General features: G+C 66.6%; 14 protein-coding genes and 2 pseudogenes. 15 read left to right on the top strand and 1 reads right to left on the bottom strand.

Annotated elements, in window-relative coordinates; all coding sequences use genetic code 11:
* From A5704_RS27240 to A5704_RS27175, 14 genes are all read left to right on the top strand, one after another.
* On the top strand, positions 1–605 hold a 605-nt coding region (locus A5704_RS27240), incomplete at its 5' end, for a hypothetical protein (protein WP_067892009.1).
* Positions 606–762: 157 nt separating this feature from the next.
* Positions 763–1,305, top strand: a complete 543-nt coding sequence (locus A5704_RS27235) for a PadR family transcriptional regulator (protein WP_003874738.1) — start codon at positions 763–765, stop codon at positions 1,303–1,305.
* A gap of 60 nt (positions 1,306–1,365) precedes the next feature.
* Positions 1,366–2,463, top strand: coding sequence for an inositol-3-phosphate synthase (locus tag A5704_RS27230; protein WP_067268555.1), 1,098 nt, complete (start codon positions 1,366–1,368; stop codon positions 2,461–2,463).
* A 132-nt stretch (positions 2,464–2,595) separates the two neighbouring features.
* On the top strand, positions 2,596–3,723 hold the full coding sequence (locus A5704_RS27225; protein ID WP_067892007.1) for an LLM class flavin-dependent oxidoreductase: 1,128 nt from the start codon (positions 2,596–2,598) through the stop codon (positions 3,721–3,723).
* Positions 3,720–4,889, top strand: a complete 1,170-nt coding sequence (locus tag A5704_RS27220; RefSeq protein ID WP_067892012.1) for a sulfotransferase — start codon at positions 3,720–3,722, stop codon at positions 4,887–4,889. The genes A5704_RS27225 and A5704_RS27220 overlap by 4 nt, the downstream gene beginning before the upstream one ends.
* Position 4,890: 1 nt before the next feature.
* Positions 4,891–5,694, top strand: a complete 804-nt coding sequence (locus A5704_RS27215) for a sugar phosphate isomerase/epimerase (RefSeq protein WP_067781180.1) — start codon at positions 4,891–4,893, stop codon at positions 5,692–5,694.
* Positions 5,695–5,696: 2 nt separating this feature from the next.
* Positions 5,697–6,905 carry a DUF1214 domain-containing protein gene (locus tag A5704_RS27210; protein WP_067892004.1) on the top strand — a complete coding sequence of 403 codons (1,209 nt, stop codon included), beginning with the start codon at positions 5,697–5,699 and terminating at the stop codon, positions 6,903–6,905.
* Between the two features lie 21 nt (positions 6,906–6,926).
* Positions 6,927–7,841, top strand: a complete 915-nt coding sequence (locus A5704_RS27205; RefSeq protein WP_067761402.1) for an alpha/beta fold hydrolase — start codon at positions 6,927–6,929, stop codon at positions 7,839–7,841.
* Positions 7,842–7,856: 15 nt separating this feature from the next.
* Positions 7,857–8,642, top strand: a complete 786-nt coding sequence (locus A5704_RS27200) for an LLM class F420-dependent oxidoreductase (protein WP_067892001.1) — start codon at positions 7,857–7,859, stop codon at positions 8,640–8,642.
* Between the two features lie 110 nt (positions 8,643–8,752).
* Positions 8,753–9,490, top strand: coding sequence for a GntR family transcriptional regulator (locus A5704_RS27195; protein ID WP_067891998.1), 738 nt, complete (start codon positions 8,753–8,755; stop codon positions 9,488–9,490).
* Between the two features lie 50 nt (positions 9,491–9,540).
* The gene (locus tag A5704_RS27190) at positions 9,541–11,358 is read left to right on the top strand and encodes an ABC transporter substrate-binding protein/permease (protein WP_067891994.1); all 1,818 of its coding nucleotides are present in this window, start codon (positions 9,541–9,543) and stop codon (positions 11,356–11,358) included.
* Positions 11,359–11,360: 2 nt separating this feature from the next.
* A complete protein-coding gene (locus A5704_RS27185) occupies positions 11,361–12,095 on the top strand; it encodes an amino acid ABC transporter ATP-binding protein (RefSeq protein WP_067756191.1) in 735 nt (244 codons plus the stop codon).
* A 72-nt stretch (positions 12,096–12,167) separates the two neighbouring features.
* Complete coding sequence (locus tag A5704_RS27180; protein ID WP_067756193.1) at positions 12,168–12,671, top strand: MarR family winged helix-turn-helix transcriptional regulator; 504 nt, start codon at positions 12,168–12,170, stop codon at positions 12,669–12,671.
* A gap of 48 nt (positions 12,672–12,719) precedes the next feature.
* A complete protein-coding gene (locus A5704_RS27175) occupies positions 12,720–13,391 on the top strand; it encodes an SDR family oxidoreductase (RefSeq protein ID WP_067891991.1) in 672 nt (223 codons plus the stop codon).
* A gap of 12 nt (positions 13,392–13,403) precedes the next feature.
* On the opposite strand, the pseudogene leuS reads toward A5704_RS27175, so the two are convergent.
* Positions 13,404–15,419 (bottom strand): annotated as a pseudogene (gene leuS, locus A5704_RS27170) (leucine--tRNA ligase); the annotation flags it as partial.
* Here leuS and A5704_RS29910 point away from each other — a divergent pair.
* Positions 15,412–15,487 (top strand): annotated as a pseudogene (locus A5704_RS29910) (hypothetical protein); the annotation flags it as partial. The pseudogenes leuS and A5704_RS29910 overlap by 8 nt on opposite strands.

Here is a 15,487-nt window from a genome sequence, read left to right as displayed (position 1 = left end):
GGGTGCTCGCCGCCGCGTTCGTCGTGTCGGTACTGCTCGGCATCGGCATCGGGTGGCGCATGTACGGCAACACCAAGTCGTCGCTGGACTTCACCACGGACCCCGGGGCCAAGCCCGACGGAGTCGCCGCCGTCGTGCTGACCCCGCCCACCCAACTGCACTCGGTCGGCGGCCTGACGGGACTGCTAGAGCAAACACGCAAACGCTTCGGCGACGCGATGGGCTACCGGCTGGTGATCTATCCGACGTACGCGGTGCTCGACCGGCCCGATCCCTCCGACGATCGCCGCGTGTTGGCCTACAGCTACCGCGGCGGCTGGGGCGACCCGACGAGCTCCGCCAAGAGTTCCGCGGACGGGCCCTTTCCGGTGGACCTGAGCAAGTTCGACGTCACGGCGACGGTGGGCATCATGCGCGGAGCCCCGCAGACCCTCCACATGAAGCCGTCGGACGTCAAGACCGAATACCTCAACATCGAGCCGGCGACCGACCCGACCACCCCCGGCGCCCTGTCGTTGTCGCTGTACGTCTCCAGCGACTACGGTGGTGGCTACATCGTCTTCGCAGGTGACGGCACCGTGAAGCAACTGAATCTGCCGTCTTAACCGCCGCGATCCGGCCCCGCTGCCGGCGCGATTCGATTCCGCGCACCCGGACTAATAGCCGACTAACAACCGGTGGTGTTGTGGCGAATATATCGAGACGATACGATGACGCGAGGCGTCGAACCGTCGTAACCGGCCGTGCAAAGGAGGTGATTCGATGCTTGAGCTCGCCATCCTGGGCCTGCTGATCGAATCGCCGATGCATGGGTACGAGTTGCGCAAAAGGTTGACCGGTCTCCTCGGCGCGTTCCGTGCGTTCTCGTACGGTTCGCTGTACCCCGCCCTCCGGCGGATGCAGGCCGAAGGCTTGATCGCCGAAGACGCCGCCCCGGCCGGCACGCCGGTCCGTCGGGCGCGGCGCGTCTACCAGCTAACCGACGAAGGACGACGTCGGTTCGGTGAGCTGGTGGCCGACACCGGTCCGCACAACTACACGGACGACGGCTTCGGGGTGCACCTGGCATTCTTCAACCGGACTCCGGCGGAGGCGCGCATGCGCATCCTGGAGGGTCGCCGCCGTCAGGTTGAGGAGCGGCGCGAAGGCCTGCGCGAAGCCGTGGCGCGGGCCAGCAGCTCGTTCGATCGCTACACCCGCCAACTTCACCAGCTGGGGCTCGAGTCCAGCGAGCGCGAAGTGAAGTGGCTCAACGAGCTCATTGCTGCGGAGCGGGCGATGCCCGGCCTCTCCGAGCAGACGTAAAACCCCTGCACGAAATTCATCAGCTGCGACACAGAGTTATCGAGTTAGGAGAACGCCCTTATGAGTGACCAGAACGCGCCAATCGCGTCGACGGAGGTACGAGTCGCCATTGTCGGCGTCGGTAACTGCGCGTCTTCGCTGGTACAGGGCGTCGAGTACTACCAGAACGCCGACGAGAACAGCACTGTGCCCGGTCTGATGCACGTCAAGTTCGGCCAGTACCACGTGCGCGACGTCAAGTTCGTCGCCGCCTTCGACGTGGACGCCAAGAAGGTCGGCTTCGACCTCTCCGACGCGATCTTCGCCTCGGAGAACAACACGATCAAGATCGCCGACGTGCCGCCCACCAACGTGGTGGTGCAGCGCGGCCCCACGCTGGACGGCATCGGCAAGTACTACGCCGACACCATCGAGCTCTCGGACGTCGAGCCGGTCGACGTGGTCAAGGCGCTCAAGGACGCCGAGGTCGACGTGCTGGTGTCCTACCTGCCCGTCGGTTCGGAAGAGGCCGACAAGTTCTACGCGCAGTGCGCCATCGACGCGGGTGTGGCGTTCGTCAACGCGCTGCCGGTGTTCATCGCCTCGGACCCGGTATGGGCCAAGAAGTTCGCCGACGCGGGCGTGCCGATCGTGGGCGACGACATCAAGAGCCAGGTCGGCGCCACCATCACCCACCGGGTGATGGCCAAGCTGTTCGAGGACCGCGGCGTGCAGTTGGACCGCACCATGCAGCTCAACGTCGGCGGCAACATGGACTTCCTCAACATGCTCGAGCGTGAGCGGCTGGAGTCCAAGAAGATCTCCAAGACGCAGGCCGTCACCTCCAACCTGCAACGCGAGTTCAAGACCAAGGATGTGCACATCGGCCCGTCCGACCACGTCGGCTGGCTCGACGACCGCAAGTGGGCCTATGTGCGGCTGGAGGGTCGCGCGTTCGGTGACGTGCCGCTGAACCTGGAGTACAAGCTCGAGGTGTGGGACTCGCCGAACTCGGCGGGCGTCATCATCGACGCGGTCCGGGCGGCCAAGATCGCCAAGGACCGCGGCATCGGCGGCCCGGTGATCCCGGCGTCGGCCTACCTGATGAAGAGCCCGCCGCAGCAGCTTCCCGACGACGTCGCGCGCGCGCAGCTCGAAGAGTTCATCATCGAGGGCTAAGAGGTCTGCTTAACCCGCGGGCGTAACGTCACGGCGCCTTCCCCCTTCGGAATTCGCCACGGCGTTGCGCTCGCGGCCGCTGGAGCCATTTCCTCCCCACTTCGCTGTGCGAGTGCTTAGCATCATCTCTCGATGGCTGTGCAACCCGCCGCATTCCTGCGCACGACCCTCCCGCTGGACCTGTCCCGGCTGGAGGAGCTGGACAGCGGCCGGTACCACTCGATCTGGCTGCCCGACCACATGGTCAGCTTCTGGCCCGACTCGATCTGGACCCCCGAGTTCACCGACCTGGCCACCGCTTCCCCGTCGCCGCACCGCCACCTCGACGGACTGGCGGTAGCCGCCGCGGCCGCCGTCCTGACGGAGAACGTGCCGATCGTGAGCGCCGTCGTCGACACGGTGCGCCGCCACCCCAGCCTGCTGGCCCAGACGGCGCTCACGATCGACCACCTCGCCAAGGGCCGTTTCATCCTCGGCCTGGGCAGCGGTGAGAGCGAGAACACCCTGCCCTACGGCTTCGACTTCTCCCGGCCGGTCAGCCGCTTCGAAGAAGCCCTCACGGTGATCCGGCTGCTCTGGGACAGCGACGGCCCGGTCGATTTCGACGGGCAGTTCTACTCGCTGCGCCATGCCCGGCTGGACGCCGAACCCTACGCGGGCCGGCCGCCGCAGATCTGGATCGGCGCCAGCGGCCCGCGGATGCTGGACGTCGCAGGCCGGCACGCGGACGGCTGGTGGCCCGCCGGCGCCTGGACACCAGAACACTATGCCGAAATGCTCTGTGCGGTAAGGAGATCCGCCGAACGCGTCGGCCGTGATCCGCAGGCGATCACACCGTGCTTCATTCAGGTATGTCTGATCGGCGAGGACGAGAACGCCCTCGCCGAGATCCTCCAAGCACCCCTGGTCAAGGCGTTCCTGCTGCAAGTGTCGGCGGAAACGCTGCGCGGCTTCGGGTTCGACCACCCGATGGGCGATCGGTGGCGGGGATTTCAAGACATCGACCCGGCGGTGCTCACCCGCGAACGGATCCTGGAATTCCTCGCCAAAGCGCGGCCCGAGATGGTGCTGGCCGCCGTCCCGCACGGGACGCCGACGCAGGTGGCCAAGATCGTCAGGACGTACGTCGACGCGGGACTGCGCGTACCCAAGATCCTGGACTACGGCGCGATGGCCGGCCTGAGCTACGCCGAGGCTTCGGCCGCCAACGTGCGCGCCACCGAAGACGAACTGATGCGGCTGTGCGGCGGGCGGGTGTGACGATGTCCCTGGACGCCGCCCAGCTGCTCGCCGACGCGGAGACCGAAACCGGACTGCGCGACTATGGCGATCCCACCTTGCCGCAACGCTTCACCGTCGCGGTCGACCATCTCAACCGCCTCGGCATGGACGCCGAGGGCAACCGGCAGGCGGCACAGGTGTGTCGATGGCTGCTGACGTCGCGGCTCGAATTCATCGAAGACCGCAACCGCTACCCGATCGCCGACGAGGTGATCGACGGGCCGATGTTCGTCACCGGCGAGCCCCGTTCGGGCACAACGCTCATGCACGCCCTGATGTCCGTCGACCCGCGCGCTCGGGCGCTGCGCTTCTGGGAGGTGATGTATCCGTCACCACCGCCGGGTCTGGCCGGCCCCGGCGACGACCGCAGGGAACGGGCCGACGCGGACTGGCGCGAGATCAACGCCAAGATGCCCAAGTGGCTGCACAGCCACCCGTACAACGACATGCTGGGCGACGGCCTGCCCGAGGACGAGCGCACCTGGGCGTTCGACTTCCGGGTGATGACGCCGACGGCCTGGTGGCGCGTGCCGATGCAGTCGCTGGTCGGCGGGTTGGCCACCGATCCGGCGGCGCAATACCGGCTGCACAAGGCCATGCTGCAACAGCTGCAATACCGTCGGGCCCGAAAATACTGGGTGCTGAAGGGCTTTCACGGCTTCCGCCTCAAGGAACTCTTCGACACCTATCCCGACGCACACCTGATGTGGCTACACCGCGACCCCGTCCAAGTCGCCGCGTCGCGCACCATGATGATGGCCGACATCGCCGAAGGCATCGTCGGTCCGGTCGACCTGCACGCCGAAGCGAAGAAGCACCTCGAGATGACTCGGGCCAGCATTGCCAACACGATGAGCAATCCGTTGGTCGACGATCCCCGCATCTTGCACGTGCGCTACGCCGACTTCGTCGGCGACCACATCGGCACCGTTCGGCGCTACTACGAGTTCTGCGGTCGCGAGCTGTCGGACGACGCCGAAGCGACAATGCGCGCCTACCTGGCCGACAACCGGGGCGACCGCTACGGCAAATTCCGCTACTCCACCCAGTTGCTGACCGACATCGGCGAGGACCTGGAGGCGCTGCACGCCGAATTCCGGCCTTTTCGAGAGCGATTCGGTGTCGCCATCGAGAGCCGCGCCTGACATGACCGGTCCGCACCACCGCCTGTCGGTGCACAACGTCACCTTCCAAGGCGAGTCGCTGGCCGAACTGGAAGCTCATTGGGCGGCACTCGGCGTGTCCCGGCTCAGCATCCTGGACGCCCAGCTGCTGGAGCCGCACTTCCCGATGTTGCTGCACGGCAACGCATATTCGGTCGAAGCCGTCTATCACCTGTTCGCCGGCGGCAAGCTGTCCGGCGAACCGCACGCCGCCCGTGACGCGCTGTCCGCCGTGATCGACGCGGCCGCCGCCGTCGGGGCCCGCACCGTCTACCTGCTCACCGGCGGGCGCGGTGACCTCACCTGGGCTCAGGCCGCGGACCGCTTTTGCGCGATGGTCGGCCCCTGCGCGAGTCAGGCCAAGGCGGCCGGGGTGGCGCTGGCCATCGAGAATGCGTCAAGCCTGTACGCCGACATCCACCTGGCCCACACGCTGCGCGACGCCGTCACGCTGGCCGAGATGGCCGACCTGAGTGTATGCATCGACGTGTTTCACTGTTGGGCGGAGGGGGATTTGGAGGCGATGGTGCAGCGGGCCCTACCGCGGACGGCGCTGATCCAGCTGAGCGACTATGTGCTCGGCGACCGGGCGCTACCGGCCAGGGCGGTACCGGGCGACGGAACGATCCCGCTGGAAGCCATCGTCGCCCAGGCGCTAACCGGCGGCTACTCCCACGGTTTCGACCTGGAACTGATCGGTCCCCGCATCGACCGGGAGGGACACCTGGAAGCCGCGCAACGCGCATGCGTAGTCGTCAGCGCGATGCTCGAGAGGCTCGGTGCGTGAGCATGGCCTTCGGCGACGGGCCCGACGACGCGGCGCTGCAGCAGGCCTGGACGGAATTCTGCGCGCGGCTGCAGCGAGCGGGCGAGCAGGCCTTCAAGCAGGCCAACCCGGTGTCGGGCGCCCATCGGGTCGACGCCTACCGGTTCCTCACCCAAAATCTCGGCCAGGCCTTCGATCTGGCGCTCGAAACGCGTGACACCCGCTACCCGGTGCTGCACACCTTCTGCGGCCCGACCCGCAAGCTGGGCGGCGACTGCGCCGACTTTACTTACCAGCAGGCGTGGATCGACGGGCGGTCGACCTACCGCCTCGTCGGGACGCGTGGCACTGCAAGGTTTTTCAACGTCACGGTTCAGGGGCCACGTACGTCTGGCCCGGGCGTGCTGCACGAGCCGTTCGGTGACATACCGGAGGCCAACCTGCTCGGTCATCAGCTTCAGGTCGGCGATGGCGGGGAAATCGAGCTTTACATCGGCGGACCCGAGCGCGGGCCGAACTGGCTGCCCACCACTACCGGCTCGCGGAAACTGTTCATTCGCCAGGGTTTCGACCGCTGGGACGAGCTGCCCGCGCAGGTTCGCATCGAACGAATCGACATGGACTACCCCAAGCCGTTGCCGTCGACGCCCGAGATGGTCGAGGCGATGCGCTGGGCGGGCGACTTCGTCACTGGCCTGATGGCGGACTGGCCCGAGTTCCCCTTCACCTACGGCGGCGTCGACCCCAACCGCCCCAACTCCTTTCCGCAAGTCGACGCGACCGACGCCGACGCCAGGCGCGGCCGGGCCGCCGCCAACATGTATTGGGAACTCGCGGACGACGAGGCGCTGATCCTCGAATTCGGCGCCCACGCCGGATTGTGGATGCTGACCAATATGGGCGTCTTCTTCAACAGCATGGATTACCTGTACCGGCCGGTGAGCTACACGCCGAGTCGCACGAAGACCGACGCAGACGGCCGCATCCGTCTCGTCATGGCGCATCGTGATCCGGGCGTGCACAACTGGATCGACACCCAGGGCTTCGCGTGCGGCAACCTGACCTACCGGCACATGCTCGAGGGCGCACCGGCCGCGCTGAACACCCAAGTCGTCAAGCACGACGAACTGCGCGCCGCCCTGCCGGCAGACACCGCGATGGTGAGCGCCGCCGAGCGCGCGGCGGCGATGTGGGAGCGCTTTCGCGGCATCCGCCGTCGTTACCTCCTGTAGACGAGGGGCTAGTTTTAGGTCGTGGCCGAAATCTCCGAAGACGAACTCGACGGGCTCGACGAGTTCTCGCTGTTATCCGAAAATGCCGAGCAAGCCGGTGTCACCGGCCCGCTGCCGGACGTGCAACGCGTGGGGGCGGGCGCCGGTGAGGACACGATCAGCGCGCTCCGGTGGGGTGGTACTGCCCCGCGGGTCGTCTTCTTGCACGGCGGCGGCCAGAACGCCCACACCTGGGACACCGTCATCGTCGGCCTGGGCGAACCCGCACTGGCCGTGGATCTGCCCGGGCACGGCCATTCGGCGTGGCGCGAGGACGGCGACTACTCGCCGCAGCTGAACGCCGACGCCTTGCTGCCCGCGGTGCGCGAGCACGCGCCCAGCGCCGATCTTGTCGTGGGCATGTCGCTGGGTGGGTTGACCGCGATACGGCTGGCCGCCGTGGCACCGGAACTGGTAAACGAACTCGTCCTGATCGACGTCACCCCGTCGGCGCTGCAGCGCCACTCGGAGATGACCAAGGAACAACAGGGCACCGTGGCGCTCATGCACGGCGAACGCGAATTCCCCAGCTTCCAGGCCATGCTGGATTTGACGATCGCCGCGGCCCCGCATCGCGAGGTGAAGGCGCTGCGCCGCGGCGTCTTTCACAACTCGCGCCGGCTGGAAAACGGCAACTGGACGTGGCGCTACGACGCCATCCGCAAGTTCCCCGACTTCGACGTCCTGTGGGAGGACGTGGACAGGCTTTCTGCACCCATCACCCTCATCCGCGGCGGCAACTCCGGATTCGTCAGCGACGACGATGCCGCGGAATTAAGTCGTCGCACAAGACATTTCCGAACCGCGCACGTTGTGGCCAACTCCGGGCACTCCGTGCAAAGCGACCAGCCGCTGGCCCTGATCGAGCTGCTGCGCGGGGTGCTCGACGCGCGGTGAGCCTACGGTGGGCACATGACTTCTGATCTGCCCGTCCGCATCGGTGTGCAACTACAACCTCAGCACGCGCCCCAGTACCGCCAAATCCGCGACGCCGTGCGCCGCTGCGAGGACATCGGGGTCGACATCGCGTTCAACTGGGACCACTTCTTCCCCCTCTACGGGGATCCCGACGGCGCGCATTTCGAATGCTGGACCATGCTCGGGGCCTGGGCCGAACAGACCTCGCGCATTCAGATCGGCGCGCTGGTCACCTGCAATTCCTACCGAAATCCCGAACTGCTGGCCGACATGGCCCGGACCGTCGACCACATCTGCGGCGGCCGGCTCGTGCTGGGGATCGGCTCGGGCTGGAAGCAGAAGGACTACGACGAATACGGCTATGAGTTCGGCACCGCCGGCAGCCGTCTGGACGATCTCGCCGGCGCGCTTCCCCGGATCAAGGCGCGGCTGGCCAAGCTGAATCCGCTGCCGACCCGCGACATCCCGATCCTGATCGGTGGCGGCGGCGAGCGGAAGACGCTGCGGCTGGTCGCCGAGTACGCCGACATGTGGCACAGCTTCACCTCCGCCGACGAGTTCCCGGCGAAGTCCGATGTCTTGACCCGGCACTGCGCCGACGTCGGCCGCGACCCGGCCAGCATCGAACGCTCGGCCGCCGTGCAGGTCCGCGGCGCGCTGGTCGAGAATGCCGAAAGGCTCGTCGACCTCGGCGTGACGCTGCTGACGGTGGGGTGTGACGGTCCGGATTACGACCTAAGCGCGGCGGAAGCGCTGTGCCGGTGGCGCGATGGTCGTTAAGGCCTTTCGCCGCAAGATTCCTCGGTCAAACGCCGGAAAATACGAGCCAACTCGTGAGAAACTTCTCGCGCTAGTTGGCCGAACCGGGTTTGAAAGAGACTCAACAACGCATGCCGAAGAAATACGGGGTCAAAGAAAAGGACCTGGTTGTTTCGCACATCCTGCACCTCTTGCTGACGGGAAAGCTGCGCAGCGGCGACCGCGTCGATCGCAATGAGATCGCGCTGGGCCTGGGCGTGAGCCGCGTTCCCATTCAAGAGGCGTTGGTGCAACTCGAACACGACGGCATTGTCTCCACCCGCTACCACCGGGGGGCGTTCGTGGAGCGGTTCGACGAAGCGACCGTCCTCGAGCATCACGAACTCGAGGGCCTGCTCAACGGCATCGCCTCCGCGCGAGCGGCCACGAGTCCGACTCCGCGGATCCTGGGTCAGCTGGACGCGTTGATGCGATCGCTGCGCGCCGCCAAGGATTCGCGGGCCTTCTGCGACATCGCGGCGGAATACCGGCGCACGATCAACGACGAATACGCCGGGCCGCGGTTACACGCCACGATCCGCGCCTCGCAGAACCTGGTGCCCCGGGTGTTCTGGCTGATCTATCAAGGCAGCCGGGAAGAGATCCTCCCGTTTTATGAAGAGGAGACGTCGGCGATCAACCGGCGCGACCCCGAGGCCGCCCGGGCCGCGTGCGTCGGCCGCTCCTATCTGATGGCACAGACCATGCTGGCCGAACTTTCCCGGCGCCGGGTGTTCACCGCACCCGACGACGTGGATCCGGTGGTGCCGGAACCGCTCGACGTGCTCGCCGACGCCGAAGCCGTGGGCGTCGAGCCACTCGCGATCTAGAGGGGACGCTCCCCCGACGAAGCCGCCGTCGGGTCGATACGGTGGCAGGGATGAATGCCCGCGCGTTCCGAAGCACCCAGCGCCGCGGAAGGCTGTTCGGACTGGCCGCGACGATGCTGTTGGTGTGCGGCATGGCATTAGGCGGCCCGGCCACCCCCGCGGCTGCCGATTGGAACCAGTGCGCGCCCTCCGGCGTGGAGAGCGCCAGGGCCCTGCCCAAAGATCTGACCGAGAGTCAGCCCACCCCCCAGGAGGACCGGGACACGACCAACTCCGTCGAGCCGCTCAGCTCCGTCGATATCGGCGCGCTCGGCCTCGGCACACCGGGCGTGCTGACGGTGGGCACCCTGTCGGACGCCCCGCCCAACATCTGCATCAATCCGACCGGTGAATTCAGCGGCTTCGACAACTTGCTCCTGCGCGCCATCGCCGACAAGCTGCATCTGCAGCTCCGCTTCGTCAGCACGGACTTCTCCGCCCTGCTGGCTCAGGTGGCGTCCCGGCGTTTCGACGTCGGCTCGGCATCGGTGAAGGCGACCGACCAGCGCCGCCGGACCGTAGCGTTCACCAACGGCTACGACTTCGGCTTCTACTCCCTCGTGGTGCCCCCCGGCTCGCCGATCCACAAGTTCAGCGACCTGGCGGCCGGTCAGCGCATCGGCGTGGTCCAGGGCACCGTCGAGGAGTCGTATGTCGTGGACACCCTGCATCTGCAACCGGTGAAGTACCCCGGCTTCGCCACCCTGTATGCCAGTCTCAAGACCCGTCAGATCGATGCGTGGGTGGCGCCCGGAACCCTCGCCTCGACCGTCATCCGCCCGGGCGATCCGGCCGTCACGGTCGCGAACACTTTCAGCCCAGGCAATTTCGTGGCCTACGCGGTCGCGAAAGAGAACAAGCCGCTGATCGACGCGCTGAATTCCGGACTGGATGCGGTGATCGCCGATGGCACCTGGGCCAAGCTGTATTGCCAATGGGTACCGCGGACGCTGCCGCCCGGGTGGAAACCCGGATCGAAAGCCGCGCCCGCCCCGAACCTGCCCGACTTCGCGGCGATCGCCGCGAGCCAGCACCGCACCGCGACGGGACCGGCTGCACCCAAATCGACCCTGGCGCAGTTGCGCGATTCGTTCTTCGACTGGGAGATGTACCGACGAGCCATCCCGGTTCTGCTCACGACCGGGCTGCCCAACACGCTCATCCTGACCAACAGCGCCATCGTGATCGGCCTCGCTCTCGGGATGGTGCTGGCCATGGCGGGCATCTCGCACCGGCGCTGGCTGCGCTGGCCGGCGCGGGTGTACACCGATATCTTCCGGGGCCTGCCCGAAGTGGTGATCATCCTGCTGATCGGAATGGGGGTCGGGCCGTTGGTCGGCGGGCTGACCAACAAGAATCCCTATCCCCTGGGAATTGCGGCATTGGGATTGATGGCCGCCGCCTATATCGGTGAAATCCTGCGCTCCGGAATCCAAAGCGTGGACCCTGGCCAGTTGGAGGCCGCCAGGGCGCTGGGCTTCAGCTATACGACCGCGATGCGGCTCGTGGTGGTGCCACAGGGAATACGGCGGGTGCTGCCCGCACTGGTCAATCAATTCATCGGGCTGCTGAAGGCCTCCGCGTTGGTGTACTTCCTCGGCCTGATCGCCGACCAGCGCGAGCTTTTCCAGGTGGGCCGCGATTTGAATGCCCAGACGGGGAGCCTGTCGCCGTTGGTGGCCGCGGGCCTCTTCTATTTGATATTGACCATTCCGTTAACGCATCTGGTGAATTACATCGACGCGCGTCTGCGCCGCGGGCGGCGCGCCCCCGATCCGGACGACACTCCGGGCATGCTCACCACGACGTTCGGCCAGGAGATCACGTGAACATGGGCCGCGCGCCGGTCTCCCTGTCCGCCAAAGACATTCATCAGACCCTAGGCGGCAACAAGGTGCTGCGCGGTGTGGATTTCGAGGCCCCTGCGGGCACCACCGTCGCCGTCATCGGTCCGTCCGGATCGGGCAAGTCGACGCTGCTGCGGACCTTGAACCGGCTGCACGAACCGGACAGCGGCGACATCCTGCTGGACGGCCGGTCGGTATTGCGCGACGATCCCAACAAGCTCCGCCAGCGCATCGGCATGGTGTTCCAGCATTTCAACCTCTTCCCGCACCTGAGTGTCCTGAAGAACGTTGCGATGGCGCCCCGCAAGTTGCACCGCCTGCCCGCCGACGAAGCCCGCCACTTGGCCCTGGCCCAATTGGAGCGAGTTGGCCTGAAGCACAAGGCCGATGCGCGGCCGGGCATGTTGTCCGGCGGCCAGCAGCAACGGGTCGCGATCGCCCGCGCATTAGCCATGTCGCCACAAGTGATGTTCTTCGACGAGGCCACTTCCGCGCTGGATCCCGAAATGGTGAAAGGGATTCTGCAACTCATCGCCGACCTCGGCGCCGACGGCATGACGATGATCGTGGTCACCCACGAAATGGGCTTCGCCCGCTCGGCATCCGACACGGTCGTCTTCATGGATAGGGGCAAGGTCGTGGAATCCGGTCCCCCGGAGCAGATTTTCGAGGCCGCGCGGACCGAACGTTTACAGCGATTCTTGTCCCAAGTACTTTGACCGTCCCCTCGGTTCTAATTAGTAGGCTTAGCTAGCTTGTCCCCGCCTGATATCGCGTTAGACTCCCCGTTTATGGCGGACAGCGAATCCACCGCGGCCGATGTGACCGAGCTTGCGGAAGGTTTGCACCGTGCGCTGTCCAAATTGTTTTCGATTCTGCGTCGTGGGGACCCGAGCGGCGCTGCCGCGGGAGAACTGACACTGGCGCAACTGTCGATCCTGGTCACCTTGCTGGATCAGGGGCCGATTCGGATGACCGACCTGGCGGCCCATGAACGGGTGCGGACTCCCACCACGACGGTGGCGATCCGCCGGCTGGAGAAGCTCGGTCTGGTGAAACGCTCGCGCGACCCGTCCGACCTGCGTGCGGTGCTGGTCGACATCACTCCGCGCGGACGGGCGGTGCATGGCGAATCCCTGGCCAACCGGCGCGCATCCCTGGCGGCGATGCTCAGTCAGCTCCCCCCGGCCGATCTGGGCACCCTGATGCAAGCGCTGGCTCCGCTGGAGCGGCTGGCCTGCGGCGAGCCGGCCCCGGGGCCCGCCGGCGAACCCGCGGCAGCCAAAGAGGCGTGAAAACACCTGCCAGACAACGGATTTCCTGGCACCCGTAGACTATCTTGCATGCCCACTGCACTCATCACAGGCGCAGGCGGCGGCATCGGTGCCGCGATCGCCACGGCGCTGGCCCCCACCCACACCCTGCTGCTTGCCGGTCGGCCGTCCGACCGGCTGGACGCCGTGGCGGAGCGGCTCGACGCGACGACCTTCCCGCTGGACCTGACCGACCCCTCCGAGATCGAGGCCACCTGCGAGATCGTGGATGAACTCGACGTGCTGGTGCACAACGCAGGCGTGTCCTTCCCCGGTCACGTCGCGGAGTCCAACGTGGATGAGTGGCGTGCCACCTTCGCCGTCAATGTGCTTGGACCGGTGGAACTTACGCTGGTGCTGCTGCCGGCCCTGCGGAGCGCCCGCGGACAGGTGATCTTCATCAATTCGGGTGCGGGACGCAACGTTTCGCCCGGGATGGCCTCCTACTCGGCGAGCAAGTTCGCGTTGCGCGCCTTCGCCGACTCACTGCGGGCCGACGAACCGCAGCTGCGGGTGACCACGGTCTATCCCGGCCGCACAGACACCGAAATGCAGCGCGAACTCGTCGCATTCGAGGGCGGCGCGTATGACGCCGCTAAGTTTCTCAAGCCAGAGACGGTCGCTGCCGCGGTAGCCAATGTGGTGGCCACTCCCCCAGACGGCCACGTCCACGAGGTCGTGCTGCGGCCCGCAGGCCATTGACTCGGCTGCTCGCTAGACGACCAGGTTGACCAGCCGGCCCGGGACGACGATCACTTTGCGCGGATTGGCGCCCGCCAGGAATGCCTGAACCTTCTCGTCCGACAACGCCGCGGCTTTCAGCGTGTCTTGGTCGGCATCGGCGGCGACCACCACGCGCCCCCGCACCTTGCCGTTGACCTGGACCGGGTATTCGACACTGTCGTCGACCAGGTAGGCCGGATCGGCTTGCGGGAACGGGCCATGCGCCAGCGACGTGGTGTGGCCAAGCCGCAGCCACAGTTCCTCGGCCAGGTGCGGGGCCAGCGGCGCCAGCATCAGCACTAGCGGCTCGACCGCCGCGCGCGGTACCGCGTCGCGGTGCTCCTTGGTCAGGTGGTTCGTGTACTCGATCAGTTTGGCCGCCGCGGTGTTATTCCGCAGTGCCGCATAGTCTTCCGAAACTCCCGCGATGGTGCGGTGCAGCGCGCGCAAGGTTTCGGTGTCGAGCTCTTGTTGGCCGGCCACATCGACCACCCGTGTAGCGCCGGTCTGCTCGTCCACCACCAGCCGCCACACACGCTGCAGGAAGCGTTGCGCCCCGACGACGTCCTTGGTGGCCCAGGGGCGGGAGGCTTCCAAGGGGCCCATCGACATCTCGTATACCCGCAGCGTGTCCGCGCCGTACTCGTCGCAGATCTCGTCCGGAGATATCGAATTCTTCAGGCTCTTACCAATTTTGCCGAACTCCTGGAAGACCTCGATCTCGCCGCCGGGAGCCGGGTAGAAGAAGCGGCCGCCCCGTTCGACAACCTCGTCGGCGGGTACATACGAGCCTCGCGAGTCGGTGTAGGCGAAGGCTTGGATGTAGCCCTGGTTTACCAGGCGGCGGTAGGGCTCCTTGGAGCTGACGTGTCCCAGGTCGTACAAGACCTTGTGCCAGAACCGCGCATACAGCAGGTGCAGCACCGCGTGTTCGGCGCCGCCGACGTAGAGGTCGACACCGCCGGGGTCCTGCGGGCCGTGCTCGTCGGGCCGCGGGCCCATCCAATACGCTTCGTTCTCCTTGGCGCACAGCCGTTCCGAGTTGTAGGGATCGGTGTAGCGCAGTTCATACCAGGAGCTGCCGGCCCACTGCGGCATCACGTTGGTGTCGCGGGTGTAGGGCTGCAAGCCGTTGCCGAGGTCCAATTCGACGTGCACCCACTCGGTGGCCTTGGCCAGTGGAGGTGACGGCTCGCTGTCGGCGTCGTCGGGGTCGAACAGCACCGGCGAGTAGTCCGGCACGTCGGGCAGCTCGACTGGCAGGGCGGCTTCGTCGAGCGCATGAGCGCGACCGTCGCTGTCGTACACGATCGGGAACGGCTCGCCCCAGTAGCGTTGCCGGGCGAAAAGCCAGTCCCGAAGCTTGAATTCGATGCGGGCCCAGCCGCGGCCATCCGCCTCCAGACGCGCGGTGATCGCTTTCTTCGCCGTCGGCACGTCCATCCCGTCGAGGTAGCCGGAGTTGACCAGCATGCCGTCGCCGGGATAGGCGGCTTCCGAAACATCACCGCCGGCAATGACTTCCACGATGGGAAGGCCGAACTGGTGGGCGAAGTCCCAGTCGCGCTGATCGTGGCCCGGAACCGCCATGATGGCGCCGGTCCCGTATCCGGCCAACACGTAGTCGGCGATGAAGATCGGCACCGGCTCGCCGTTGGCGGGGTTGCGCGCGTAGCTGCCCAGGAAGACGCCGGTCTTCTCCTTGCTCTCCTGCCGCTCGAGATCCGACTTCGCCGCGATCGCCTGCCGGTAGTCGGCGACGGCCTGGGCCGGCGTCGCGGCGCCGTAGGTCCACCGCGGGTCGGTCCCCTCCGGCCAGCCGGCGGCAATCAGCCCGTCGACCAGGTCATGCTCGGGAGCCAGCACCAGGTAGGTGGCGCCGAACATCGTGTCCGGCCGGGTGGTGAAAACCTCGATGTCGACCGTCTCGCCACTGGTGTTGCGCGCCGAGAACAGCGCCCGGGTGCCGATGGAGCGGCCAATCCAGTTGCGCTGCATGGTTTTCACCACCCGGCCGGACACGATGTTCGGCGCCACCTACCTGGTGCTGGCTCCCGAGCATGACCTGGTCGACG

The organism is Mycobacterium sp. E735 (genome assembly GCF_001666955.1).
Lineage (GTDB): Bacteria > Actinomycetota > Actinomycetes > Mycobacteriales > Mycobacteriaceae > Mycobacterium.
This window is presented reverse-complemented; position numbering and strand designations above follow the sequence as displayed.